Genomic DNA, 21441 nt, shown 5'->3' with positions numbered 1-21441 from the left:
CTTCCGCCGTCTGGTGCGGGTGCGCGATTGGTGGAGACGCGCTGTTGCCTGGGGCCCATTCGCAAGGGGCAGATTGGCCAGAAGCACAGTGGTCAGGGCCGCGATGGCCAGAGGTGAAGTCTTGAGCGACAACGACAAGGCGCGGCGGTTCCGCGACCTGGCGATGCCGCACCTCGACGCCGCCTATAACCTCGCGCGCTGGCTGACGCGCAACGATGATCAGGCGCAAGACGTGGTTCAGGAAGCCTATCTGCGGGCGTTTCGCTACTTCGACGGCTTTCGCGGCGGCGATCCGCGTGCGTGGCTGCTGAAGATCGTCCGCCGCGCCAGCTATGACTGGCTGGAGACGGTATCGGTGCGGCGGGAAACCCAGGCCGGGGATGACGCAGACGATGAAAGCGATGCGATGGACGCGCTTGCCAGCCGCTCGATCGATCAGGGCTCCGACGATCCCGAGACCCTGCTTTTGCGCCGGCGGGATACGGAGTTATTGAACGCCCTCATCGCCGAGCTTCCGGTCGAGTATCGCGAGGTGCTGGTGCTGCGTGAGATCGAGGACCTGTCCTACCGCGAGATCGCCGAGGTCGCCGCCGTTCCGATCGGCACGGTGATGTCGCGGCTGGCACGGGCGCGCGGCCTGCTGCGCCAGGCGTGGCGGCGGCGGCATCAGCAGGGAGCGGGCGCGAATGCGCTGTGACGACGCCCGGCGGCAGGCCGATGCCGCGCTCGACGGCGCCCTTAAGGCAGACGAGCAGGACGCCATCGAACAGCATCTGGCAACCTGCCCCGCATGCCGGGCCGCGGTCGCCGCCGATCGGCGGATGGGCGACGCCGTGCGGCGCTTCGCCCGCGCCTATCCCGCCCCCCGGACGCTTCATGCGCGCATCGACGCCGCCCTGACGGCGGCCCCGGAAACAGTTCCGGGAGCAACCCCGGGATCGGGCGCGAGCCGGCCATGGCTGCGCCATCTGAAGGAACGGTGGGCACGGCCGATGGCGAGTGCGCTGTCCGGCGCGGTGCTGGCGAGCGCCCTGACCTTGTGGATCGCCGTGCCGCCGGACCGGCAGCGGCTGGCGGACGAGGTCGTCTCCGCCCACGTCCGCTCGCTGCTCGCCGCGCATCTGACGGACGTCGCCTCGTCGGATCAGCACACGGTCAAGCCGTGGTTCACCGGCAAGGTCGATGTCGCTCCACCGGCGACGGACCTGGCGACGTCCGGTTTCGCCCTGATCGGCGGCCGCCTCGATTACCTCGACGGCCGGCCGGTCGCGGCGCTCGTCTACCAGCACCGCCGACACGTCATCAACGTCTTCGTCATGACCGATACCGGCGACGGACCGCCGGTTCCGCGCAGCGATCAGGGATTCGCCATCGAGTCCTGGCGCGCCCGCGGTTTGCGCTTCATCGCCGTCTCCGACGCCGCGCCCGCCGACCTGCGGCGGCTGGCGGCGCTGCTCGCCGCTGAGCCGCCGTCCACGGACCAGCCCGGCGCCGGTGATGGCGCTAATTCTGCCGGTGCCGGCGGTGGCGTTAATCCCGGGGGCGAGCGGCCGACGAACTGAGTACCGTCTCAGACGGCGATGGCGGAGGCGGCCGCGGCCTTCGTCTCGGCGGGTGGCAGCGCCGGCAGTGCCGCGCGCGCGCGCTGAACGAAGGCGATGGCCTTGTCCCGGTCCTTATCGCCGTTGGTCCCATCGACGCCGCTGTTGACGTCGACACCGAACGGTTGAACCGCGGCGATCGCCTCGGCGACGTTCTCCGGCGTCAGGCCGCCGGCGAGGATCACTGGCCGATCGATGGCGCGCACCACGTCGGCGCTGATCGACCAGTCATGGACCGCGCCGGTGCCGCCGATCCGCTCGGCGGTCCGGCTGTCGAGCAGCAGGGCGTCGACTTCGCGCGCGACCGCCTCCGCCTCCGCGATCGCCTGCGGGCCGGTGACGTGAACCGCCTTGATCAGCGCCACCCGGGGCAGCGCCCGGCGAATGCGGCGGATGTCCGCCGGGGCGATCTCGTCATGCAACTGGATCATCGCCGTCGGCACCTGTTCGTGCAAGGCGAGCACCTGCTGGGCGCGGACGAGGTGGGTGACCAGCACGCTCATCACCCCGCGTGGAATGCGCTCGAGCAGCGCCCGTGCCCGATCGGGCGCCAGCGCATCCTCGCTCAAGTGACGGACGCCGACGATCAGGCCGACGGCATCGGCACCGGCGTCGAGGGCGATGTCGATATCACCCGCGCGACGGCTGCCGCAAATCTTCACCCGCCACATCGATGGCTCCTTTGCGTTACCAAGGACCTGACCCTTACCGCGCAACATCGGCGCGGACACGCCGCGCTCTCGGGACAACGCATCACCGGCCTCGCCGGGTCCCGGCCCCGCGCCGACGGCCTGGCGCGATCACACCGTCTTATGGCTGCGAAAGGCGATCATTCAGCGTCTTGGCGGCGACCACGCACTTCGCCGTGGCCCAGGATAGCGAACGCATCGCCGAAAAGCCATGATCGAGCGGATCGCGGTTGCGCAAAATCGCTTCCGCGCAGATGCGAACGGCCGGATCGTCGGGAGCCAGCTCCGCTGCGAACGCCGAGATGAACAGCGCCGGAGTGTAATGCGTATACTGGTAATTGAATGCTTTATCGCCGCTCTCACCGGCGAGATCGATCCATTCGTGGCTAAACCGGGCGAGATCATCGCCCTGATCGGCCAACCAGGCCTCCGATCGGCTGACCTGATCGTCATCGATGAGATCGGCGAATCCCGTTTTGCGGGCAAGCCCCAGTGCCCGCAAGGCGTGGATGGTATGGGCGACCTTGCAGGCCTCGTCGTTGCCGAAATGCCCGCCCTTGGCCTCGCCCTGCAGATAGCGCACGCCGCACTTGATCGCCCGGATCCCGCGCTCGGAGCGAACATCGCCGTCCGTATCGCGCGCGGTCAGCAGCGCGCACAGGGCCAGCGACGTAGGAAAGACCTTGGGCGGAAAATCGGCCGAGGGGCGAAACGCCCATCCGCCGCAACGACCGCCGGTCTGGCACTTCAGCAGCCGGTTGACGGCGGTGCGGGCCGCGGGCGCATCCGATCCCCGTCCGCCGGCGATCAGCGCCATCAGCGCATGGCAGGTGCGGACGGTGTCCGGCACGCGGAAGTCCTGGTGTGGGCGGCGCTTCGGGCGCCTGCCCCAGGCGCCGCCGTGGCCGGGAAAATCGCCGTCGTCGTCGGACATCTGCTGACGGACGAGAAACGCGAGGCCGCTTTCGATCACCAGCGCGTCGCCGCCGCATTCGACCAGGGCGAGAACCACCTCCGCCGTGTTCAGGCTGTTGGCATCGTCGTTTCCGAACTGGCCCCAGCCGCCCACGGCGTCGCCCTTGTCCTCCTGAAGGTTTCCGAGCCAGTCGACCGCCCGGCGGCTATCGCACGACAGCTCGCGCGATATCGCATCGATGGCCTGCGCCGATCGTCCCCCGCGCCGCTCGCCCTCCCGCTCGCCGTTCCCTCTTGGCAACGGCGCAAAGCCGCCGGTATCGGCGGGCGCGTCGCCGTCGATGACCTCGACGAGCTTTCTGACGTGCTCCGCCGCTTCGGCGATCTTCTTCCTGACCACGACCGAACGCAGCGACTTCAACCGTAGCGGCTGCCAGTCGATCCAGGTGCGTTCCCAGATCGCCAGCACAAGAGAATCGCTCACCTTCTCGCGCGGCAGGGTGAATGCCGGATGAGCGATGTAACGCAGCGGCAGGATCAGCCGCGCCTTGCCGACGCTGGCCTGGGCGAGAAAGCGCTCCAGCTCGCGGCGGCATTCGCTGCGATCGAAATAGGTCGGCGTGGCAACGACAAAAAGGAAGACGCTGGCATCGAGCGCTTCGTTAATGCCCGGGCTCCATTCGCGCCCCCAGCCGAGATCCTTGACGTCCTGAAAAATCGGAATCCGCCGCCCGACGAGCTTGCGGATCTCGCGCTCGAGCGCGTCGCGCAATCGCGAAATCTGCTGGTCGTCGTCGTCTTCTCGCGCATAACTGAGAAAGCCGACGAGGTTCGTGCCTTGCGGCATATTGCTTAACCCCCGGCGCGTCCGCAGCGTCTTGCGATTGTAACGCCGCCGCCCGGTTTGTCATCCATGCGCAGCGCGCGTCGCCCGGATTAAGTGCAGTAGTCCGGGTCCTTTGGGGTAGGACGGGTCTAAAGCAACGCGTTGACTCGTCGCATGCGTTTCCCCTCGGCCCCAACCCGGCTTGCCAGGCAAAAAAGACCGCGCGGTGGGCGGGCAGAGCTGTCTTTACTCTAAGATGAGGGCGCCCCAGGGCGGCAGAAGGGCGCGGCCGCCGTCGACGGTGGCGGGGGGTGTGCCGAGCGCCGGTGCGTCGAGGGGTTGTGCTCCGGTGTGATCGAGCGCGACGGATCGCGGCTCGGCGCCGAGGTTGAAGGCGCAGAGCACCCGGTCCGTGCCCGCCGTGCGCTCGAAGGCGAGGACGGGCTCGGGCGCATCGAGGAAGCGGATATCGCCGCGGACCAGCGCGGGATGGCGCTTGCGCCAGGCAAGAAAGCGGCGGGTGAAGGCGAGCACCGAGGCGCTGTCGGCGTCCTGGCGGTCGGCGGCGAGGATGGCATGACGGGGATCGACCGGCAGCCACGGCTCGATGCCGGCAGGGCAGAAACCGGCGTTCTCCGCGTTCGCCCGCCACGGCATCGGTGTGCGCGCGCCATCGCGGCCGCGGTTGCGCGGCCAGAACGCGCGTCCTTCCGGATCGCGGATGCGCGCGAACGGAACATCGGCCTGTGGCAGGCCCAGTTCCTCGCCCTGGTAGACAAAGACCGTACCGCGCAGCGCGGTGAGCACGGCGATGAGCAGCCGGGCGAGGCGCGGATCGCCGTCGGTGGCGCCGGTGGCCACCGCCCAGCGGCTGGCGACGCGAACGACATCGTGATTGGAGAACGCCCACGCCGGCCACGCCGCCTTCGAACCCCGCGCCATCGCCTCGAGCGCACCGCGGATCAGTGCGACGGATACGTCTTCGCGCATCAAAAGAAAGCTGTAGGCGGTATGGTAGCGATCGGGGCCGTCGATGTAGGCGATCATCGTTGCGATCTGATCGTCGGTCGAGGCGAGTTCGGCCACCGCCATCCGTCCGGAATACCTGTCGAGCAGGGCGCGAAAGCGGGAGACGAAGGCGAGCGTCTCCGGCTGGTCGCGATTGTAGAGCGGGCGCTGCATCCGGTAGGGCTGATCACCGATCGGCTGCGGATTCGGCGGATTGTCGGTCAGGCGGCGGTCGTGGCAGAAGAGGTTGGCGACGTCGATGCGAAAACCATCGACGCCACGGTCGAGCCAGAACGCGGCGATGCCCAGCACCGCGTCCTGCACGTCCTTATTGTGGAAATTGAGGTCCGGCTGCTCCGGCAGGAAGTTGTGCAGGTAGTACTGGCGGCGGCGGGTATCCCACGTCCACGCCGCGCCACCGAATACGGCGAGCCAGTTGTTGGGCGGCGTGCCGTCCGGCTTGGGATCGGCCCAGACGTACCAGTCTGCCTTGGGATTGTCGCGGCTCTGCCGGCTCTCGGCGAACCACGGGTGAGCATCGGAAGAGTGCGAGTAGACCTGATCGATAATCACCTTCAGGCCCAGCCGATGGGCTGCGGCGAGCAGGGCGTCGAAGTCGGCGAGTGTTCCGAACAGCGGATCGACGTCGCAGTAATCGGCGACGTCATAGCCGAAGTCCTTCATCGGCGAGACAAAGAATGGCGACAGCCAGATACCGTCGACACCGAGGCCGGCGACGTAGTCGAGCCTGCGGGTGATGCCGGCAAGATCGCCGATGCCGTCGCCGTTGGCATCGGCAAAGCTCCACGGATAGATCTGATAGATCACCGCGCCACGCCACCAGTCCTGCGACATCTTTGTCTCCCGCGATCAAACAAAACGGCCGCCCATCGGGGCGGCCGTTCGCTTGGCGCGCCGTTTCGACGGCTCAGTTTATCAGCCCGAGCAGCCTCGGAAGGCCCAGCGTGAGGCCCGGCCAGTAGGTGACCAGGATAAGAAACGCCAACATCGTTCCCAGCCACGGCCAGACCGCGACCGTCAACTCGGTGATGCCCATCTTGGTGATACCACTGGCGACGAACAAGTTGAGGCCGACGGGAGGATGGCACATGCCGACCTCCATGTTGACGGTGATCAGAATGCCGAAGTGGATCGGGTCGATACCAAGCCCGACCGCGATCGGAAACAGCAGCGGCGCCATGATCAAAGTGATCGACGACGGCTCCATGACGTTGCCGGCGAGCAGCAAAAGGATATTCACGCCGAGCAGGAACAAGATGACGCTGAGGTTCTGATCAATCATCCACTGCGCCATCGCCTGGGGGATATTCTCGTTGGTCATCAGGAACGAGAAGAGAATGGCGTTGGCGATGATGAACAGCAGCATCGCGCTCATGTTCGCCGAATCGAGCAGGACCTTCGGCACCTGACGCAGCGTCATGTCCTTGTAGATGAAGACGGCGACGACGAAAGCGTAGACGGCGCTCACCGCCGCGGCTTCGGTCGGCGTGAACAAGCCGGCATAGATGCCGCCAATGACGATGACGATGAGCAGCAGCCCCCAGACGCTCTCGTTGAACGCCTTGATGACGGTCCTGAAGTCCGCCCGCGGCAGACGCGGGAAGTTGCCGCGCCACGCCCGGTACCAGGTCATTCCCGCCAGCATCGTGGCGAGGACGGCACCGGGGATGATGCCGGCGATGAACAGTGTGCCGATCGAGGTATTGGTCGCCACCGCGTACATGACCATGACGATCGACGGCGGAATGAGGATGCCGAGCGCTCCCGAGGTGGTGATCACGCCGGCGCCGAAGCGCTTCGGATAGCCGAGCTTGACCATTGCCGGCAAAAGGATCGCGCCGATGGCGACGACGGTCGCCGGGCTCGATCCGGACACGGCGGCAAACAGGGCGCAGGCCAGCACGCCGGCGACGCCGAGGCCGCCGTGCACATGGCCGACGCAGGCGGTGGCGAAGTTGATCATCCGCCGCGCGACGCCGCCATGGGTCAGGAAATTACCGGCGAGAATGAAGAACGGGATGGCCATGATCTCGAACTTCTCGATACCGGTGAACAGCTTCTGAGCGACGATCACCGCCGGCACGTCGGTAAACAGATAAAGAAAGCCAAGCACCGTGAGGCCGAGCGAAATCGCGACCGGCATGCCGGTCAGCATCAGGGCGATGAGCATGATGAAGAGAAACGCGGCGGTCATTCCTTCCCTCCCATCCGGATGTTCTTATCGGCATCGATCGCGGCGATCTCGGGATCGGTATCCATGTCGATCCCCTCGACGTGGGCGTGATCGACGCGCGCGACGTGTCCGGTCTTAAGGAAGAGATAGACCGACTGCAGAAAACGGAAGCACATCAGGTAGGAGCCAATCGGAATGCACAGATAGACAATCCACATCGGCCATTCGAGGTCGGCGGAGACCTGCTCGGTCGGCATCAGCCGATGCACGAAGATCACGCCATAGGTTCCGACGAGGGCGGTGAACAACGCGCCCGCCAGAAGGGAAAAGACAATCAGTCTGGACCGCCATCGGGGGTTGACGGCATTGACCAGCACATCGACGCCGACATGGATGCCAGTGCGCACGCCGTAGGCGGCGCCGAACTTGGCCATCCAAATGAACATGAAGATGCATAGTTCCTGCGCCCAGGACATGTTGATCTTCAACAGGTAGTCCTGCAGGATCGGCACGCCCGAGCCGTAGCGGTGAAGAACGGCCGCGAAGATGACCAGTGTCGCGGCCGCCATGAGGGTGGCGATGAGCCATTCCTCGAGGCGATCGAGTATTCTTAGCATTTGTTCGCATCCCGCCTAATCGTCGGAAAAAAGCAAAAAGCGCCCGCCGAAGCGGGCGCCTTGAGTATCGCTTTTCGCCTACTGGCTCTCGATGCTGCCGGCCTCCTTGCGGATCGATGCGATCAGATCCTTGCCGATGCGGCTCTGCATCTCCTCGTAGACCGGCTCCATGGCCTTGCAGAGCTTGGCGCGCTCAGCCGCAGTCGGCTGGAAGAAATCGGTCTTACCACTGGCTTTCATCGCCTCGAGGGCATCGTCATTGTCCTTCTTGGCGATCTCGTTGTTGTATTCTGTCGCCTCGGTCATCGCTTTTTCCAACGATGCGCGAATATCCGGCGACAGCTTATTCCAGAATGACTTGTTGACGATCACCGCGTAGCCCAGATACCCGTGGTGAGAAATGTTTCCATACTTTTGTACTTCAAACATTTTCTGCGTGTACATGTTCGACGGCGGGTTTTCTGTGCCGTCGACGACGCCCGTCTGCAATCCTTGATAGACCTCCGAGAACGGCATCGACTGCGGAATGGCACCAAGCGCGCGCATTTGGGCCTCAAGCACCTTCGAGGACTGCACCCGCATCTTCAGGCCCTTGAAGTCCTCGACCGTCTTGATTGGCGAGTTGGCGCTAAAAATCTTAAAGCCATTATCCCAGTACGCGAGGCCGATAATGCCCTTGCCTTCGAGACCCTCAAGCAGGTCCTTGCCGATCTTGCCATCGGTTATCCGATGCAGGCCGGCGCGGTCGGGAAACAGGCATGGCAGGTCGAACGCCTCGAATTCCTTGGCCCCGAGCGGGCCGAACTTGGCGAGAGACGGCGCCAGCATCTGTACGGAACCCAATTGCAGCGCTTCGAGTTCCTCTTTGTCTTTATAGAGCTGGCTATTGGGGTATATTTCGATTTTTACTTGCCCGTTCGTGTACTTCTCAGCAAGTTCCTTGAATTTTTCGGCCGCGCGCCCCTTCGGGGTGTCAATGGCAACGACGTGGCTGAACTTGATGACGATCGGATCGGCGGCCGAGGCACCATTGGCGATGACGCACGCCAGAACCGCCGCGACGGCGGCGCGTAAAAAAAGCATTTTTTCCTCCCAAGGTTCATTTCGGTTTCGATTTTTTATCTGCGGTGGTCGATGCCGCGACTCCTCCGCGGTATCATTTAAAGAATATTTACAGTTGTGCCGTCAAGTTCCGTCTGGGGCGGATTGGGAGAAAATATCGCATTATGGATTGCGCATTGCGGAGACGAGCGAAATCGCCGATTGACCATCGCTTTGTCATCGACGACTTGGCGATATTGCGCTCGTAGGCTTTGGCGCGGAACAGATAGACTTGCGTCGTCACTGGCGCCCACGGCATCGATAGGCCGCAGCGCGCCCTCATCCTGAATTATGGCGAAAAGCAACCCAGGCGACAACAATCTATGATCGGGTTATGATCGGGCGTGGTGCCGCCACCAAAAATGCTCATTGATTGAATAAACTGGCTGATAGTAGCTGATCGTGGCGGTATCGGTGACCTGACGAACCTGATTATCCAGCAGCCATACCTTTCCGTCGAGGAAGGCGACGAGAACGGCATGGCCAATCCGCAACTTGAGATCGCGGACAGCAACGATCCGCAATTCATCGTCGCTCCATCCCAGGCGCTTCAGCGAAAAATATTTGACGATGGCAAAGTCTTCGCAGTCCCCAGAGCGGGCGAAGAACTCTCCTGGCGTAGCCCAGAAGTCTTCAACGCCCCAATTCAGTTCATCTGAAATGTAGCGATGCCTGTTCATCTCCTGATTGACGGCGAGGAGTTGCCGCCACCGGCTGGCGTGGCGGATGCCATCGAGAAACGCACCCCATTCGCGATAACCGCAGGGCGCCGTCGATCCCGGCGAACAGTCGGCGTCTGCCGCTCCCTTGCTCTCCGCCGCGTAGCGGGCGAGCATCGACTGCCACTTGTAGAACGGCGAGAGGTCATCAGCGCGGACTTCGAGCGTATCAAAAACACCGGGAACCGATGCCTGCTGAAGCTGGCCGCCGGCCAGCGCCGGCGAGGAGACCGCGGTGAGGATGACGGTAAGGGCAAACAATGCGAGCATCGGGCGGATGAGCGTGGCGCCGCGCACAAGGAGCCGCGATCGCCTCCACCGTCGTGGTTTTTTGGCCGATGCTGCCGCAATGCACCTCACGGAAGATCACTCCGGGCTATATGCTCGCATAGCGCGATCTCCGGCCATTAACCGCCAAAAACAGCAAAGAAATCGTAAACGCCGCCAACACGTGACCCAGACCGCCGCCGGTGGCATTGGCTGGCAAACGCCCCATCTCAAGCGCATGCGGATCGAGCAGGTCCACTGCGGCGCTGACCGCACGGCGTTGCGCGAGGAACAGGTGATGCGGGACGGCTTCGCACGGGACGGGCGACGGGTGCGGGTGGCAGCGGCGCTCGCTGTCGTGGCACTGTCGGCTTGCGCCGATGGCCCCGTGACCAGCCCGTCGTACCAGAACCCCGATTCACGCAGCTTCGCGCAGAGCGCAATGGCCGACGGGCCAATGCTGGTGCGGATCGAAGGCGCTCCCTATCCGGCCTCTGCGGACAAGATCGCGCGGGTCACGCTTGCGGCGATGAGCCAGGCGATGTCATGGACAGCGACGCCGCGACTGACCACCGATCCCACCGCCGCGCGCGTGCCTTCGCTCGTCGTGGTGCTGACGTTCAATGGCCCCGCCGGCAATGGCCCCGTCGGCAATGGTGCTGCCGGCAATGGAGCTGCGAGAGCGGCGACGGTCTCGGCCAGCGCGCAGTGCAGCGGCAAGAGCACCGGTGGCGGCGCGCAGCCGCAGGGCGCGGTTCAGCTCACCGCGAGCTTTTGTGGCAGCGGCGATCTGCTGGCCAACACCCGTGGTTCAATCGAGACCTCCACCGGCGTCGACGATCCGCGCTTCGCAGCGCTGATGCAACAGGCGACGCAGGATCTCTTCGCTGAACCGCCAGGGCTTCGGCCGGGTTTCGGGCTTCAGCTCGGCGGCGGCACGAGTGTCGGCGTGGGCATGGGTGTGGGAATTGGCATTAACCGATGACGCGGCGCGGACCACCCGGTCGAAATTGCCCCAGATGTGGGCATACTCCCGTGATGTGCCCGCGAAATCACCAGCCGTAGCGCCCCAGCCACATTGGCTCGTCGCGTACATGACTGAATTTTAACTGCAATTCCATTCTCTGGTCTTGGTCCGAGACTTGCATGCTCCTGAAACAAAGGTCCACTCGCTCGCCGAGTTAGGGGAGGTTTGTTTTTGAACGATTGCCGCTCATTCCCGCTGTCAGGAGCCAGTCGCGCGACGCGGCAATGGTGCAAATTTCATCGAACAATGATGTCAGCGATGCGTTATGCTCAATAACCACATTACGGATCGCCCTACTCCCACGCGTCGGCCTTTCAGCAGGAAGGGACCGCAGGTTCACGGCGCCGGGCTCGAGGCCAAGCGCGCCACAGGGATGAGCAGGATGCTCGTAGAACGCGCCAATTCCGCCTCGCTGTCTCTTCTCAGCATGTATGAGATCAGCAAGATTCTGACCGCGTCGGCCAGCCTCGAGGCGTCGCTGCGCGCCGTTCTCAATCTGATGTCGTCGTACATGGAAATGCGCCGCGGCGTCGTCGCCATCCTCGCCGAGGACGGCTCCCTCGACGTCGTCGCCGCCGCGTGCCTCGCGCCATCGGCAATCGAGAGCGGCGTGGCTGACCTGCCCGAGGCGGTGGCGGCACGCATCCTCTCCGGACAGATGCCGTTCGTGACCGAGAACGTCGCCGATCATCCGCTGCTCGTCGATTACATCGGACCCTCAGGGGCGCTGGACGACGAGCGTGTCTCGTTCATCGGCGTGCCGATCAAGACCGTCGGCCGGCCGTTCGGCGTGCTCGCCATCGCCCGCATGTGGACGGACGGCAACGAGGTCAGCTTCGGCAACGATGTCCGCTTCCTGACCATGGTCGCCAATCTGATCGCCCAGACGGTCGTCCTGCACCAGCGCGCCGAATCGGGCCGCGATGTCGCCGCCCCGCGCCTGGCTACGCCGCCACGTCCCAAGTCGTTCGCCCCGCGCGCCGCGACCACCATCGATAACATCATCGGCCACTCCAAGGCGATGCAGGAGGTCTTTGCCCAGATCCACCTTGTCGCCCCGACCCGCTCGACCGTCGTTCTTCGCGGCGAGAGCGGCACGGGCAAGGAGCGGATCGCCCGCGCCGTACACCTTCTGAGCCCTCGCAAGGATGCGCCGTTCATCAAGGTCAACTGCGCGGCGTTGCCCGACTCGCTGCTGGAATCGGAACTGTTCGGCCACGAAAAAGGCGCGTTTACCGGCGCGACGCACGATCGCAAGGGCCGCTTCGAACTGGCCGATGGCGGCACGCTGTTCCTCGACGAGATCGGTGACGTCTCTCCTTCGTTCCAGGCGAAGCTGCTGCGGGTGCTGCAGGAACGCGAGTTCGAGCGCGTCGGCGGAACCAAGACGATCAAGGTCGACGTCCGCCTCGTCTGCGCGACCAACCGGAACCTGGAAGAAATGGTCGCGAAGGGCGACTTCCGCGCCGACCTCTACTATCGCATCAACGTCGTGCCGGTGTTCATTCCGGCCCTGCGCGAACGGCCGGACGACATTCCGCTGCTCGCCCTGCACTTCCTCAACGCCTTCAACGATGACAATGCCCGCACGCTCCGCTTTACCGAACGGGCGCTCAACGTCCTGGCCGGCTGCAACTATCCCGGCAACGTGCGCGAGTTGGAGAACTGCGTGAACCGGGTGGCGACGATGACCAAGGGCGATGTCATCGACGAAATCGACGTTCCCTGTCAGACGAACCGCTGCCAGTGCATGTCCTTGATGTCCCAGACGGCGTTATCCCCCGTGCCAATGGCGGGTGGCGGATCTGGGGCCACCGGACCGGCGACGGGCGGACCTGGAGCGGGTGGACAGGCTGCTGGTGGACCGGGTTCTAGCGGGCCTGCCGCAGCCAGTGGACCCGCGACCGGCACTTCGGGCCGATGTCCGGCCGGCAGCGGTATGCCCGGCGTCGGCATGCCTGGAGCCGGCGCGCCTCCGCCCACGATCGGTTTTCCCGCGCCGAGCGATGCCGACGCTTCGGGTCTCGCCGACTGGCACAGCCTTGATGATCTCGGCGATCTCGAAGCATTGCCGCAGCGTGAGCGTCTTATTCGCGTCATGGAAAAATCCGGCTGGGTTCAGGCGAAAGCGGCCCGCATGCTTGGCCTCACCCCCCGCCAGATCGGCTACGCGCTGCGCAAATACAACATTGAGATCAAACGCCTCTGATCCGGACAGGCCGTTCCGCACCCGCGCCGCGACCGCCCGGCGGCGCGCGTGTGCGCGTGCCGGTTTCGCCCGGCTCCGTTCGCATAGCTGGCCTCGTGCAGGCGGCAACACGGATGCCAGCGTCGGGTGGCGAGCCGGCTTCCCTGTCGCTTGTCGGACACTTGTCGACTCAGCGACAGGCGACGGCGCCCCGTGATTACGTAAACTCTTTTAATTTCAACATGTTGCGCTTATGGCACGCGAATTGCATTACTTGAACGAAATTTGACGCGCGACGACGCGCTGCCGCGAAGGAGAAACGCATGACGGATAATGTCGTCTCGCTCGAGACCGTCGGACACGCAATGGCCGGGCGTTCGCCAACGGGAGGCTGTTCGTCCGACGGTTGTTCGCCGCCGTCCAATGTCGCTGCCCTGCCGGAGCACGTGCGCGAGAAGATCAAGGAGCACCCGTGCTACAGCGAGGAAGCACACCATTATTTCGCGCGCATCCACCTCGCCGTCGCGCCCGCCTGCAACATTCAGTGCAATTATTGCAACCGTAAGTACGATTGCAGCAACGAAAGCCGCCCGGGTGTGGTCAGCGAGCGGCTGACCCCGGAGCAGGCGGTGCATAAGGTTCAGGCAGTGGCGGCGGAGATGCCCCACCTGTCGGTTGTCGGCATCGCCGGTCCCGGCGACGCGCTCGCCGATCATGAGCGCACCTTCGCGACGTTCCGCATGCTGCGCGAGACCATGCCCGACCTGACCTTGTGCCTGTCGACCAACGGTCTCGCCCTGCCCGATCACGTCGAGACCATCCGCGAGCTCGGCATCAACCACGTGACCGTTACCGTCAGCGCGATCGATCCCGAGATCGCCGCGAAGATTTATGCCTGGATCTTCTACGACCACCAGCGGCTCACCGGCGTCGACGCGGCGCGGATCATCATCGCCCGCCAGCTCGAAGGCATCGAGATGCTGACCAAGGCGGGCATCCTGGTGAAGATCAATTCGGTGCTGATCCCCGGCATCAACGACCATCATCTCGAGACGGTCAACGCCGAGATGAAAAAGCGCGGCGCCTTCCTGCACAACATCATGCCGCTGATTTCCGATCCGGCTCACGGCACCCACTTCGGCCTGACCGGACAGCGCGGCCCGACGCCGGTCGAGCTCAAGGAACTGCAGGACCAGCTGGGCGATGGCGCGCGGCTGATGAAGCACTGCCGCCAGTGCCGCGCCGATGCCGTCGGCCTGCTCGGCGAAGACAAGGGGCAGGATTTCGGCATGGATTCGCTGCCGGAAGACCCGCAGATCGATCCCGAGAAGCGCGAGGCTTATCGGGCGATCGTCGAGAAGGAGCGCGAGGATCGCCGGCGGATCGCCGCCGAGGCCCGGGCGACCCTGCGCCGCTTCGCGCCGGAGGAGGCGATGCTCGTCGCCGTCTCGTCGAAGGGCGGCGGACGGGTCAACCAGCACTTCGGTCACGCCAAGGAGTTCCAGATCTTCGAGGTCTCGCAGTCGGGCTCGCGCTTCGTCGGCCACCGCCGGGTCGAGCGCTACTGCGGCGGCGGCGACGGCGAGGATGACGTTCTGGAGGCAACGATCGCCGCGCTGGAAGGGGTCTCCGTGGTGCTGACGGCGAAGATCGGCCGCTGCCCGCGCCAGCGCCTGGATAAGGCGGGGATCGAGGTGACCGACGATTATGGTCTGGAGTATATTGAGACGGCGATTGCCCGCTATCTCGCCGACCGGGCGGCGGAAGACAACGTCGTCTGCAGCGCCTAAAGCCACCCCCGGCGCGAGAACGCCGGCCAGTCTCGCCGGGGCGCACGGAGCGCCTCCGGCTCCAGGAAAGGAGTAAACCGCATGGCCTACAAGATTGTACCGTCGAGCTGCACCGGCTGCGGCTCGTGCGAGATGGAGTGCCCGAACAAGGCGATCAAGGCGAAGGGCGACATCTTCGAGATCAACCCGGACAAGTGCACCGAGTGCAAGGGCAAGTTCGCCTTCCCGCAGTGTGTCGCCGCCTGCCCGGCCGACGCGATCATTCACGCCTGACCTAAGAGGGCGTCGCCGCCATGGCCGAACCGCGCGCCGTAGAAACCGATCGTCCGCCGCTCTTTGACGTCGGCGACAAGGTGCGGGCGCGGGTCGCCGTGCGCAACGACGGCAGCTTCCCCGGCAGCGCCGTCGGCGATTACCTCATTCCCAAGGACGAGGTCGGCTACGTCGCCTCCATAGGCCTGTTCCTGCAGAGCTATTACATCTATGGGATAGATTTTTACGCCAAGGCTCGTATTGTCGGGATGCGAGAGCACGAAATCGAGAGCGTCGAGGACAGAATGAAAGTAACGCTGGCGAAGCGCGGCGATATCTATTCGATTTACGTCGCCAAGAAGGACCTGGAGGTTCCGGTGACCGCCTCGGAGCGGCCCGAACTGTGGGGCGGCTGGATCGATCTCGCCAATGGCTGGCGCCTCGCGCTGCCGGAAAAGGCGGCGGATACCCGCCTGCCGATCACCATCGAGGCAACAAAGCTCGCGATCGCCGAGTAGCACCTACCCGCGTGATGCGCGGGCGCTCGATGATCGCCCGCCCACTCGCCCCGCTTCCCCCTGCCCGTCATCCCCCGCCGTTGCGAGCCCATCGCCGCGTGCGTGGGCTTTGTGGTCAACGGTGACGCCGCGTTCGCTCACCATCTCCGCGAAGTACCGGTACCTTATGCCGCAATGGTAGTACCAGCGTACCCACAAGGGGATCCCCTCGCCGACAAAGTGTCGCCGCTTGAACGCGTCGTCCGCCGTTCAGCCCCCCCTGCATCTGCGACCGGAAACCAAGCATCCCCATCATCCAGGTTTTTTTGCAACGGAGCGGTTTTGCGATCAGGATCTATGCAGAAAAGGCGCCCCCCACACCTTAACAACGATCATGGTGTGAAGAAACTATCCGTATCAATTCGCCTCCCTGTCAGCTCGATGTCATCCGCACTTCTGCAGACATGCTCATTCTCGTCTTCACGAACCATATCTCCCGCCGGCAACTCGGCTGTGCTGTTTATGCAGGGAGCAGGAGGAGGAGGAGGAGGAGGCGTCGTTCTGAACACCGTAAACTTCATCCGGGATTGTCCTGAAACACCTTCGATCGTGTCCGTATTGCGGTCATGCTTGATCGTCAGATCCAACAGGAGCCTGCCCGCGAAAAATCCATTTTTATACAGCAGCTCTTCGAGCATGAAACGGTAGAGATGGGGGCCGATACGGGAACATTCCCCTAGGTGACCACTTGTCGCGGTAAAGCCTAGCGCAGCATCGCCCCGAGCGCTTGCGACCGACACCGTCCCCCCTTAGTGGACGGTGAAAGTCGCAGGGCGCAAGAGAACGGCGGCGGGGTCGCGGGGGTTCTCACTTCTGTGCGTGTCCAAAAGCCAAGTCCCCACCAATGGCGCACAGGGCCCGTGAGCACTAGCAGTACCGATGGAGCCTGAAAATACAGCTCCGATCGCGAGAACGGCGAGGGATACTTTTTTTCTCAACATGATTCCATACCTTTTCCATTTTTCCGGCATTGTCAACGCTAATAGGCGGTTTATGCTATAGCTTATGGACAAAATGCATAGCGCATTCATGTCATTGCTTCGTTACGGCTGGTATCAATTGTCCATTATTTGTCACAGCTCACCGGGCGTCACCGGTTACGTGGGAAACGGCCTCAAAGCGCAATTCAATGATGAACGGCGTCATGTCCCTCGGGATGGTGCGGCTGCTATGGGCAAGTGGCCGGCACCGTCAATTTGGCGAGCGCCGGGACGACGCACTGGCTATGGCGCACCGTCGACCAGCATGGCCTCGCCCTCGACGTCCTGGTTCACGCCGGCGTGATGCGAAAGCCACCAAGTGGCTGTTTTGCAGGCTCCTGAAGCGACGTGAGCAAGCGCCGGGGGATGATTACCGACAAGCTCGTCGGCTATCGGGTCTCCCGTCAGCGGTCGAGCGCCGTCGGCGCAAGGGGCTGCACGACCGGGCAGAAAGCTCGCACAAGCCGACTAGACGGCGAGAACGACAGATGGAGCGTTCAGGTCCGCAAGGCGGACCAGCGATTCCTGGCAACACACGATCCGATCAACAACCAGCTCCATCGCCGACGCGGTCACGTCCCCGCCTCCCGAAACCCCGCCTTCGCTCCAGCGGCCGCCAACACCAAAGTCACCGAAGCGATGGTTGATCCCATCGGCGAAGTGCGCCATCTTCCGGCGAGCGAGACGCATAATCAGTCCCCGGAGAGGCTTATGGCGAACAACGTTTACAAGAAGGTGGAACTTGTCGGAACGTCGCCGGTGGGCATATCGGAAGCGATCGACAATGCCATCGCCGCCGCGGGCAAGTCCCTGCAGCATGTGACCTGGTTCGAGGTCGTCGAGACCCGCGGCCATGTCGAGAACGGCAAGGTCAGCGAATACCAGGTGGTGGTCAAGGTCGGCTTCCGCATCGAGACCTGAACCGACGCACCAGTCAGCTCGCCCGGGGCTGACCCCGGGCGAGCGGCCCAACTGGCCGACCGGGCGGGCGAGGACTCCGCCAGCCGCGGCCGGCACAAGGTGTATCAGACGGCGAAGGTCCGGCAGGCGCTGCGCAAGGCGCGGCGGGTCGCCGGGAAACAGCCGTGAATCTCCCGCAGGAGCGATGCAGCGCTGGTCGTCGTGCCGAGACGGCCGGCGTTTTCGAGTTGACGGGAGACCGCCGCGAGGCGGAGCGCGCCGAGATCGACGCTGCTTGCGCGCAGGGCGCGCGCGGCGCGAAATACGCGGATCGCATCGTCCGCCGCGATCGCGTGGCCCAGCTCGTCGATCCGCTTGGCCGCGTCCTCTTCGAAAACACGGACAACATCCTCAAGGACAGGCCCGCTGCCCACCGGCTGCGCCGCATGGATCGTCGCCAGCGGCGCCTGATCGAGCAGGACCTCGGCAACCGGGGCCGGGACCGCAAAAAACATCTGCGTCGCCGCGCATCTGACCCTATCGGCGGTCGCGTCGGGCCGCCCCGGCGCTGCGGTGGGCCGGGGCGATCTGGTCATATCGTCGTTCATCTCGAGCATCCCTTTGCGGAAGACTGCGACGTGCGAGCGCGTCAGCCGTGCGCACCTGCCGCGGCGATCATCGATCCGCCCGGCCTGGCTCGCGCGTCCTCGGCCTCCGCCCCCTCGTCCTGCCGGTCAAGGTAATGCCAGGGTGCTTAACGGCGGGTTTATCGACCGCGGTCAGTCGTCTCGTGCCGCAGCCGCGCTGATCTCGAGCAGGGCCCGCGTCTGCTGGCGGATTTCGTCGGTGACGGCGGGATCGAGGCGCTTCAGCCACGCCTGAGGAATCGTCTCCGCCCCGTACGTGGCCCCGGCCAGCATGCCCGCCAGCGCCCCGGCGGAATCCGCATCGCCGCCCATGTTCACCGTCTGGGTAATGCACGAGCGGATCGAGTCGCTAAGGAAATAGATCTTCAGCACCGTACACACGGTATCGACGATATAGCCGGTGCACGGCCCGCGGAAGTTATCGAAGCGGAATTGCGGATGGGTATCGACCAGCCAGCGCGCCTCCTTTCGCGCCTCGGCGATACCGCCGCCCAGCACCAGCCGGCGCAGCATCCGCCCGGTCGCCAGCGCCGCATGATCCGACAGGAGATGGTTGTGGGTGATGTGACACTGTTCGATCGTCCATGTCTCGAATGCGCGATCGTCGTGCAGACTCGCCAATCCCACCGGCAGATTGCGCACGCACGCGCCATTGCCGCCATCGCCTTCATGCGGCGGTGACTCCATATTGCCTTCGACAATGTAGCGGCGAATCCCCCGCCGCGTCGTATTGCCGACATCCGCCGGTATCCGCTTCAGCCAGGCGGCGAATTCATCGCACACGCCCTTGAGGTCCCAGCCGCCGGCGGCGACCATGGCGCGACCGACACACAAGGCCATCTCGGTATCGTCGGTCACCTGACCCGGCTTCAGCTTGAGCCAGCCGCCGCCGATCATCCGCGAGTGCACGCCATATTCGGCGGCGATTTCGCGCGGTGTCATGAACTCGACGGTCGCTCCCAAGGCATCGCCAATCGCAAACCCCAAAAAAGCGCCCAGGGCACGATCAAAAACCTGGTTATCGATACGCTCTGCAGGCACGGGCCCTCCGGTAATAAATGGTTATAGAAAATATAACTATTATAGTTAGTAATACGATGCCGAAACGAGATAGTCTCCACCGATCACAAGAACCTCATCTTCTCCCTTCAAAGCATGTTTCGGAATAAGATTCTGGAAAAATACTACTTTTGACAGAGGGACATCCGTCTGCAGTATTCTATCTCCAAAACATTCTGCAACGTGGCGATCCGTCGTGAATGACACAAGATTGTTAAGCCGGAGAATAACGCGACGTTTATCGATCCGTTCGATCATTTGGTGCTCGTCGAAATCATAAACTCCGCGATAGACACGCAAAGGCTTCGCGTCCGGATACAGTCTTCGTAACGACCATTGCGCGAATTCATAGAGAAGATCGATCTGGCTGTAGATCGCATTGTTATGGAAGCGACTCCCCATCTTTTCTTCGATGTAGCGCGACCATGCCTCCGAACTGACCCGCTTTAGCGGGGCCTTGTGAAAGGTCGGATAGAGCCCGAAGCGGCTCTCCACCCACCCCTTCAATACGGCGCCTTCCGGCGAGTTGCTGTCGTAGGCCCAGCCGCGCAGAAGGCGCAGATAGCTGGACCGATAGGAACGGCGCGCTCCCTTCTCCTCCTCGTTCGCCCCGCGCGGTGCGAGGCCGAACATCGCCGCCATGTAGACGGCGAAAATGCCCTCGGCTTCCGCCGCACTGCTCGAAGCCTCGAGCAAGCGGAACAGGCCGCTGTTCATCTCGTGCACACCGGCAATGTGCAGCGGTCGATCGAGGGCGTTGAAGTCGGCGCTGCCGACGAATCCCGAAGGAACACCGACGAGGTTGGTGCCGTCGCCTCGGCGCCAGAAACCGTCCACCGAGTCCGCCACGCACCACGCCCCTGATCCGGATCTTCCGCGCATCGAAGCAAATCACGTGCCGGAATGCCAGAAGATAGCGGCCGAAGCCGTCGCCGCTGTGTCGGACTCGACAACGTGTCGAGGATTGTCGGATTCGTTACAGCGGCTGCCTATCCCCGCGCCATTCGTGTCGCTCCGCGATAACTTGCTGAAATCATTATATTTTCATTTATCGGCTCGATGCATGCCGGCGCTTGGCACAGCACTTGCGTACGTAGCCTGTCGAGGGCATCGAGCCCAGGAAATTGCACGCACGAAAAGGAGCGTTACATGGCCGGACTTCGTCAGATTGCGTTTTATGGGAAAGGTGGTATCGGTAAATCGACCACATCCCAGAATGCGCTCGCGGCCCTCGCCGAAATGGGCCAGAAGATCCTCATCGTCGGATGCGATCCGAAAGCGGACTCGACCCGCCTGATCTTGAATTCAAAGGCTCAGCTTTCCGTTCTGCAAATGGCCGCCGACAAGGGCTCGGTCGAAGACTTGGAGCCGGAAGAGGTTATTCGCGTCGGATTTAAGGGCATCCGCTGCGTCGAGTCGGGCGGCCCGGAGCCGGGCGTTGGCTGCGCCGGTCGCGGCGTTATCACCGCCATCAACTTCCTTGAGGAGAACGGCGCCTACGACGACATGGACTACATCTCGTACGACGTGCTCGGCGACGTGGTGTGCGGCGGTTTCGCCATGCCGATCCGCGAGAACAAGGCGCAAGAGATCTATATCGTCATGTCCGGCGAGATGATGGCGCTGTACGCCTGCAACAACATCTCCCGCGGTATTCTCAAGTATGCGACGACCGGCTCCGTCCGCCTCGGCGGCCTGATCTGCAACTCGCGCATGACCGACCGCGAGGTCGACCTCTCGGAAGCGATGGCGAAACGGCTGGGCACGACGCTCATCCACTTCGTGCCGCGCGACAACGTCGTTCAGCACGCCGAGCTGCGCCGTCAGACCGTCCTGCAGTATCAGCCGGATCATCCGCAGGCCGAGGAATACCGGACCCTGGCGAAGAAGATCCACGCCAACGCCGGCAAGGGCGTCATCCCGACCCCGGTTGGCATGGACGAACTCGAAGAGATGCTGATGGACTTCGGCATCATCAAGTCGGACGAGCAGATGATCGCCGAACTCGAGGCCAAGGAAGCGATCGCCAAGCGGGTGGCAACCGACGGCGCCGCCGCCGCCAAGCGCGTCGCAGCGGAATAACGTCTGATTCACCGACCGAGGC

The 21441-nt window shown here is 63.7% G+C and carries 20 protein-coding genes and 1 pseudogene; 10 read left to right on the top strand and 11 right to left on the bottom strand.

Annotation, left to right across the window (positions count from 1 at the left end; all coding sequences use genetic code 11):
- Positions 1-103 precede the first annotated feature (103 nt).
- Positions 104-697: a sigma-70 family RNA polymerase sigma factor gene (locus IPK66_14230; GenBank protein MBK8176372.1), complete on the top strand. Its 594-nt coding sequence runs from the start codon at positions 104-106 to the stop codon at positions 695-697.
- Positions 687-1562: an anti-sigma factor gene (locus IPK66_14225; protein ID MBK8176371.1), complete on the top strand. Its 876-nt coding sequence runs from the start codon at positions 687-689 to the stop codon at positions 1560-1562. Before IPK66_14230 ends, IPK66_14225 begins: the two co-directional genes overlap by 11 nt.
- 8 nt (positions 1563-1570) lie before the next feature.
- Here the strand turns inward: IPK66_14225 and IPK66_14220 are convergent, their stop codons facing one another.
- From IPK66_14220 to IPK66_14190, 7 genes are all read right to left on the bottom strand, one after another.
- A complete protein-coding gene (locus IPK66_14220) occupies positions 1571-2272 on the bottom strand; it encodes a phosphoribosylanthranilate isomerase (GenBank protein ID MBK8176370.1) in 702 nt (233 codons plus the stop codon).
- Positions 2273-2411: 139 nt separating this feature from the next.
- Positions 2412-4052 (bottom strand): TIR domain-containing protein, encoded by a 1641-nt coding sequence (locus IPK66_14215; GenBank protein MBK8176369.1) that lies wholly within the window; start codon positions 4050-4052, stop codon positions 2412-2414.
- A gap of 225 nt (positions 4053-4277) precedes the next feature.
- Positions 4278-5894, bottom strand: coding sequence for an alpha-glucosidase (locus tag IPK66_14210; GenBank protein ID MBK8176368.1), 1617 nt, complete (start codon positions 5892-5894; stop codon positions 4278-4280).
- 73 nt (positions 5895-5967) lie between these two features.
- Positions 5968-7254 (bottom strand): TRAP transporter large permease subunit, encoded by a 1287-nt coding sequence (locus IPK66_14205; GenBank protein ID MBK8176367.1) that lies wholly within the window; start codon positions 7252-7254, stop codon positions 5968-5970.
- On the bottom strand, positions 7251-7850 hold the full coding sequence (locus tag IPK66_14200; GenBank protein MBK8176366.1) for a TRAP transporter small permease: 600 nt from the start codon (positions 7848-7850) through the stop codon (positions 7251-7253). The genes IPK66_14205 and IPK66_14200 overlap by 4 nt, the downstream gene beginning before the upstream one ends.
- A gap of 78 nt (positions 7851-7928) precedes the next feature.
- Positions 7929-8933, bottom strand: a complete 1005-nt coding sequence (locus IPK66_14195; protein ID MBK8176365.1) for a TRAP transporter substrate-binding protein — start codon at positions 8931-8933, stop codon at positions 7929-7931.
- A gap of 350 nt (positions 8934-9283) precedes the next feature.
- A complete protein-coding gene (locus tag IPK66_14190; protein MBK8176364.1) occupies positions 9284-9967 on the bottom strand; it encodes a transglutaminase-like cysteine peptidase in 684 nt (227 codons plus the stop codon).
- A 154-nt stretch (positions 9968-10121) separates the two neighbouring features.
- Between IPK66_14190 and IPK66_14185 the strand changes: the two genes are divergently transcribed.
- The 6 genes and pseudogenes from IPK66_14185 (at position 10122) to nifT (ending at position 15712) form a co-directional block, all read left to right on the top strand.
- Complete coding sequence (locus tag IPK66_14185; GenBank protein MBK8176363.1) at positions 10122-10922, top strand: hypothetical protein; 801 nt, start codon at positions 10122-10124, stop codon at positions 10920-10922.
- Between the two features lie 424 nt (positions 10923-11346).
- Positions 11347-13173: a nif-specific transcriptional activator NifA gene (gene nifA / locus IPK66_14180; protein ID MBK8176362.1), complete on the top strand. Its 1827-nt coding sequence runs from the start codon at positions 11347-11349 to the stop codon at positions 13171-13173.
- A 302-nt stretch (positions 13174-13475) separates the two neighbouring features.
- Positions 13476-14942 (top strand): nitrogenase cofactor biosynthesis protein NifB, encoded by a 1467-nt coding sequence (nifB, locus tag IPK66_14175; GenBank protein ID MBK8176361.1) that lies wholly within the window; start codon positions 13476-13478, stop codon positions 14940-14942.
- Positions 14943-15023: 81 nt separating this feature from the next.
- Entirely contained in the window at positions 15024-15215 is a 192-nt protein-coding gene (locus tag IPK66_14170) for a 4Fe-4S binding protein (protein MBK8176360.1), read from the top strand.
- A gap of 20 nt (positions 15216-15235) precedes the next feature.
- Positions 15236-15493, top strand: a pseudogene (locus tag IPK66_14165) (nitrogen fixation protein NifZ).
- Positions 15494-15499: 6 nt separating this feature from the next.
- A complete protein-coding gene (gene nifT, locus IPK66_14160) occupies positions 15500-15712 on the top strand; it encodes a putative nitrogen fixation protein NifT (protein ID MBK8176359.1) in 213 nt (70 codons plus the stop codon).
- A 371-nt stretch (positions 15713-16083) separates the two neighbouring features.
- On the opposite strand, the gene IPK66_14155 is transcribed toward nifT, so the two are convergent.
- A complete protein-coding gene (locus IPK66_14155; protein ID MBK8176358.1) occupies positions 16084-16491 on the bottom strand; it encodes a hypothetical protein in 408 nt (135 codons plus the stop codon).
- Positions 16492-17442: 951 nt separating this feature from the next.
- On the opposite strand from IPK66_14155, the gene IPK66_14150 reads away from it, so the two are divergent.
- The gene (locus tag IPK66_14150; protein MBK8176357.1) at positions 17443-17652 is read left to right on the top strand and encodes a dodecin family protein; all 210 of its coding nucleotides are present in this window, start codon (positions 17443-17445) and stop codon (positions 17650-17652) included.
- A gap of 104 nt (positions 17653-17756) precedes the next feature.
- Here the strand turns inward: IPK66_14150 and IPK66_14145 are convergent, their stop codons facing one another.
- From IPK66_14145 to IPK66_14135, 3 genes are all read right to left on the bottom strand, one after another.
- On the bottom strand, positions 17757-18146 hold the full coding sequence (locus IPK66_14145; protein MBK8176356.1) for an Hpt domain-containing protein: 390 nt from the start codon (positions 18144-18146) through the stop codon (positions 17757-17759).
- Positions 18147-18410: 264 nt separating this feature from the next.
- Positions 18411-19304, bottom strand: coding sequence for an ADP-ribosyl-[dinitrogen reductase] hydrolase (gene draG / locus IPK66_14140; GenBank protein ID MBK8176355.1), 894 nt, complete (start codon positions 19302-19304; stop codon positions 18411-18413).
- A 60-nt stretch (positions 19305-19364) separates the two neighbouring features.
- On the bottom strand, positions 19365-20219 hold the full coding sequence (locus IPK66_14135) for an NAD(+)--dinitrogen-reductase ADP-D-ribosyltransferase (protein MBK8176354.1): 855 nt from the start codon (positions 20217-20219) through the stop codon (positions 19365-19367).
- Between the two features lie 267 nt (positions 20220-20486).
- Here IPK66_14135 and nifH point away from each other — a divergent pair, with 267 nt between their 5' ends.
- Positions 20487-21419 (top strand): nitrogenase iron protein, encoded by a 933-nt coding sequence (nifH, locus tag IPK66_14130; protein MBK8176353.1) that lies wholly within the window; start codon positions 20487-20489, stop codon positions 21417-21419.
- Positions 21420-21441: the final 22 nt, after the last annotated feature.

It is taken from the genome of Rhodospirillales bacterium (assembly GCA_016712595.1).
GTDB lineage: Bacteria > Pseudomonadota > Alphaproteobacteria > Rhodospirillales > Defluviicoccaceae > Defluviicoccus.
This window is presented reverse-complemented; position numbering and strand designations above follow the sequence as displayed.

What these genes read in the sequence shown, in the direction of transcription:
- IPK66_14230 (MBK8176372.1), top strand. Translation starts at nt 104, where the DNA reads ATGGCCAGAGGTGAAGTCTTGAGCGACAACGACAAGGCGCGGCGGTTC.
- IPK66_14225 (MBK8176371.1), top strand. Translation starts at nt 687, where the DNA reads ATGCGCTGTGACGACGCCCGGCGGCAGGCCGATGCCGCGCTCGACGGC.
- IPK66_14220 (MBK8176370.1), bottom strand. Translation starts at nt 2,272, where the DNA reads ATGTGGCGGGTGAAGATTTGCGGCAGCCGTCGCGCGGGTGATATCGAC.
- IPK66_14215 (MBK8176369.1), bottom strand. Translation starts at nt 4,052, where the DNA reads ATGCCGCAAGGCACGAACCTCGTCGGCTTTCTCAGTTATGCGCGAGAA.
- IPK66_14210 (MBK8176368.1), bottom strand. Translation starts at nt 5,894, where the DNA reads ATGTCGCAGGACTGGTGGCGTGGCGCGGTGATCTATCAGATCTATCCG.
- IPK66_14205 (MBK8176367.1), bottom strand. Translation starts at nt 7,254, where the DNA reads ATGACCGCCGCGTTTCTCTTCATCATGCTCATCGCCCTGATGCTGACC.
- IPK66_14200 (MBK8176366.1), bottom strand. Translation starts at nt 7,850, where the DNA reads ATGCTAAGAATACTCGATCGCCTCGAGGAATGGCTCATCGCCACCCTC.
- IPK66_14195 (MBK8176365.1), bottom strand. Translation starts at nt 8,933, where the DNA reads ATGCTTTTTTTACGCGCCGCCGTCGCGGCGGTTCTGGCGTGCGTCATC.
- nifA (MBK8176362.1), top strand. Translation starts at nt 11,347, where the DNA reads ATGCTCGTAGAACGCGCCAATTCCGCCTCGCTGTCTCTTCTCAGCATG.
- nifB (MBK8176361.1), top strand. Translation starts at nt 13,476, where the DNA reads ATGACGGATAATGTCGTCTCGCTCGAGACCGTCGGACACGCAATGGCC.
- IPK66_14170 (MBK8176360.1), top strand. Translation starts at nt 15,024, where the DNA reads ATGGCCTACAAGATTGTACCGTCGAGCTGCACCGGCTGCGGCTCGTGC.
- nifT (MBK8176359.1), top strand. Translation starts at nt 15,500, where the DNA reads ATGAAAGTAACGCTGGCGAAGCGCGGCGATATCTATTCGATTTACGTC.
- IPK66_14150 (MBK8176357.1), top strand. Translation starts at nt 17,443, where the DNA reads ATGGCGAACAACGTTTACAAGAAGGTGGAACTTGTCGGAACGTCGCCG.
- IPK66_14145 (MBK8176356.1), bottom strand. Translation starts at nt 18,146, where the DNA reads ATGTTTTTTGCGGTCCCGGCCCCGGTTGCCGAGGTCCTGCTCGATCAG.
- IPK66_14135 (MBK8176354.1), bottom strand. Translation starts at nt 20,219, where the DNA reads ATGCGCGGAAGATCCGGATCAGGGGCGTGGTGCGTGGCGGACTCGGTG.
- nifH (MBK8176353.1), top strand. Translation starts at nt 20,487, where the DNA reads ATGGCCGGACTTCGTCAGATTGCGTTTTATGGGAAAGGTGGTATCGGT.